The organism is Burkholderia sp. JPY481, assembly GCF_038900515.1.
Lineage (GTDB): Bacteria > Pseudomonadota > Gammaproteobacteria > Burkholderiales > Burkholderiaceae > Paraburkholderia > Paraburkholderia youngii.
The window spans coordinates 1-2,260 of record NZ_JAYMRT010000087.1; the positions used below are offsets into that span (position 1 = coordinate 1).

The following is a 2,260-nucleotide window of genomic DNA, read 5'->3' on the forward strand; positions in this document are numbered from 1 at the left end:
TAAGAGACGGATTCAAAAAGGCTGCTCCGTCCGTCTGAAGATGTTCCAGCAGACGAGGGAGCAACCGAGTTTGAGAAATGCTTCGTGAATGTCAGCGCGATGTTCGAAGCGAATACGAAGACGACGGAAGTTGTGAAGCCACGCATGAGTACGTTCGACAACCCATCGGAACTTGCCCAGACCACTCCCGTGCTCTGTCCGGCGCTTGGCGATCACCGGAATGATGCCGCGCTTGCGAAGCTTCTGACGATGCGTCTCGGAGTCATAGCCGCGGTCTGCGTAGATGACTTTGGGCTTCTGAAGAGGTCGGCCACGCACGCCGCGCATCGGTGGAATGGCGTCAACGAGTGGCAGCAATTGGGTGACGTCGTTGCGATTCGCGCCTGTCAGGATCGCGCTGACAGGAACGCCGTTGGCGTCTACCAGGATGTGGTGCTTGGAACCTGGTCGCGCGCGATCCGTGGGGTTCGGTCCAGTTTTTCGCCCGCCCCAACGGCTCGCACAGATGAAGAGTCGACGGCTGCTCGCGAGAAGTCCAGTCCGCCTGCCTCGCGTAACTTCGCCAGCAGTAGTTCGTGCAATCGCTCCCACACACCCGCCTTCTGCCAGTCGCGCAACCGTCTCCAGCAGGTTGAGCCCGAGCCAAATCCAAGTTTTGTCGGCAGTCGCGCCAACGAATACCGGTCTTGAGCACGAACAGGATGCCGTTCAGCGCAGCCCTGTTCGCAACCGGCAACCGTCCCGGATACTTCTTGCGCCGGGGTTTTGGCGTCGGCAGCAATGGCTCGATCAGTGCCCACAGTTCGTCCTCAACAATCGGCGCGCCCATCCTTGGTTCCAGTTGTTCAGATGGTCAAGGTTAATCTATGGTCACCCCCATTTTTGCAACACAGATCTCGATTGGTGATGGTTAGCGCAAATCTATCCGGCGTCGTTGTGGGGATGACTCCGCGCGCCACGATGAGAATCGCGCCTGGCAGTGCTGATAACAGGGGCAGCTTCAAGAGCTCGTTAACCTTTCAGCGTGTCCGCCAGGCCGGTGTACCGTTCACGTCATCGATAATCAGCGGTCGCAAAACCAGGTGGGTTAAGTTTGTTTATACGGAGCGTGGTAGCGCCCGTCAGGCGACGGTAACAGCCGTCCTCCGCTCAAATACGGTGTTGCGGCTCGAGATAGCCCACGCAATTCGCGCAAGCTTGTTGGCGAGTGCGCAGGCGACGACATTCGAATGTCGTCGCGTCAACATTGCGCGGACCCAATCAGCCATGCAACCGGTCTGCTTATCCAGGTGAAGCATGAACGCCCGCGCGCACTGGACTAGCAGGTGGCGAATGTTCTTGTCGCCTCTCTTGGAGATTCCGAGCAGGTTCGATTTGCCACCCGTACTATATTGCCTTGGTACGAGCCCCACTGCAGCGGCGAAATCACGACTGCATCGATACTGCTTGCCATCGCCGAGTTCTGAGGCGAGCAGACTTGCGGTGATGGATCCGACGCCGGGAATCGTAAGGAGGCGCTGTCCAAGGGCGTCCTCGGCAAGCTGCCGTTCAAGTTCCTTCTCGATATCGCTGATCTGCGTGGTAAGGTACTTGAAATGGTCGTGCAATCGCTCAAGGATCGCGATAAGTCGTGGCGGTAACTGGTGTTCGGCCAGTACGACAGGAAGGCGCTTCACGACGCCATGGCCTACGGGCAAGCTGATGCCAAATTCGAGCAGGAATCCATGCATCTGATTTGTCGTGCGTACTCGATCCCGAACCAGGGCCTGGCGGACCCGGTGCAGCGCCGACAGGATCTGCTGCGACTCGTTCTTCGGCGTGACGAACCGCATCGAAGGCCGTGATGCAGCCTCGCAGATCGCCTCAGCATCGACGAAGTCGTTCTTGTTGCTCTTCACGAATGGACGCACGAATTGTGGCGAGATCAGCTTGACGCAGTGTCCGTACTCGCCGAGCTTACGTGCCAGCCAATGCGCACCGGCACAGGCTTCCATCACGACCGTGCAGGCGTGGAACGTTGCGAAGAACTCGACGAGCTGCTTGCGTGAAACCTTCCTGCGAAACACTGCCTTGCCGGCCTTGTCCTGGCCATGCAGATGGAAAGAATGCTTGCCCAGATCAATTCCTACCAACGTGACGTTCTGCATGACAGTGGCCTCCGAAGGAAATTACCGGCTGCGAGGTGGGGGTGACCATCCCATTACAGCTTGCCGAAAAGGTTAACAGCCCCCAGCGGTGTCTTTTTGATTCCGTCTCTAAG

At 58.0% G+C, this 2,260-nt stretch carries 1 protein-coding gene and 1 pseudogene; both read right to left on the reverse strand.

Annotated features, from left to right (window positions below):
• Positions 1-12: 12 nt before the first annotated feature.
• A pseudogene (locus tag VSR82_RS39690) lies at positions 13-829 on the reverse strand (IS5 family transposase).
• Positions 830-1,121: 292 nt separating this feature from the next.
• Positions 1,122-2,147 carry an IS110 family RNA-guided transposase gene (locus VSR82_RS39695; RefSeq protein ID WP_498858891.1) on the reverse strand — a complete coding sequence of 342 codons (1,026 nt, stop codon included), beginning with the start codon at positions 2,145-2,147 and terminating at the stop codon, positions 1,122-1,124.
• Between the last annotated feature and the right edge of the window lie 113 nt (positions 2,148-2,260).

What these genes read in the sequence shown, in the direction of transcription:
- VSR82_RS39695 (WP_498858891.1), bottom strand. Translation starts at nt 2,147, where the DNA reads ATGCAGAACGTCACGTTGGTAGGAATTGATCTGGGCAAGCATTCTTTC.